At 52.8% G+C, this 780-nt stretch carries 1 protein-coding gene; it reads left to right on the top strand.

All coding sequences use genetic code 11. The annotated features are described in order from the left end of the window. The first annotated feature begins 111 nt into the window (after positions 1–111). A complete protein-coding gene (locus CWM66_RS27915) occupies positions 112–576 on the top strand; it encodes a hypothetical protein (protein WP_107147742.1) in 465 nt (154 codons plus the stop codon). Positions 577–780 lie beyond the last annotated feature (204 nt).

Consider the following 780-nt stretch of genomic DNA (forward strand, 5'->3'; position numbering starts at 1 on the left):
TGTCGTTCCGGGCGGTTCTGGACCGGCCAGCCTTTCGTAGGCACCTAGGCCCGGTGGCTGATCGCCTCGGAATTAAAGTGGTTTCACCTTAGGGTGTGGAGATGCTTCTGAATGAGGCTAAAATCTCTGAGCAAAGAAATGCTCAAGAAAGTTGCAGATCTCTTGGTGTTGGAAGGTCTCTCGGAAGCCGACACCTTGAAAATGGTATCCACCTTGGTGGGTGAGCTATCCTTGGCAAAGCGGGCTGTGGAGTGGCTGCCGGAGGCCTTTGGATACATTTTAGTTTCTCGTATACCAGGAGTGATGCTGCCAAAGACGTTCCACGTGAAAGATGCTGATGGCGCTTGGTATGAGCTACCGTTTGAAGTGGAGCCGCTTGCCAGAGAAGCCATTGCTCTTGGGGCCGAAGTTTCCGATTCAGGGCTGGCGGATATGTTTGCAAAAATCGCTCTTCGCAGCTCAATCCTGATGGCGGTTAATTCTGCCCTTAATTCGGGGGCAGAAATTTCGGGATGTAGAATCTCTGGACCAGCATTTATCGGACTTTCCGCCGAGATCTATTTGCAGCCTACTTAGTGATATCGGGTTCTACCCGTTTCCACGGACGATTGGGTTAAGAGTCCTAAAGACCTTGACTTGGTGCCTGTTCCAGCCCCATCGCAGCAGAACCGTGCCGGGCTTGAGGGCTCGTCCAACCAGGGAACTCGCTTGAAGTAAGGCGCGTGCACCTGCCCTTCGTGGACAAGGAAACTGGCATTGCGCTGTTGCCTTCCATTACGT

This window comes from Kosakonia sp. H7A (assembly GCF_003028445.1).
In the GTDB taxonomy this organism is placed as follows: domain Bacteria; phylum Pseudomonadota; class Gammaproteobacteria; order Enterobacterales; family Enterobacteriaceae; genus Kosakonia; species Kosakonia radicincitans.

What these genes read in the sequence shown, in the direction of transcription:
- CWM66_RS27915 (WP_107147742.1), top strand. Translation starts at nt 112, where the DNA reads ATGAGGCTAAAATCTCTGAGCAAAGAAATGCTCAAGAAAGTTGCAGAT.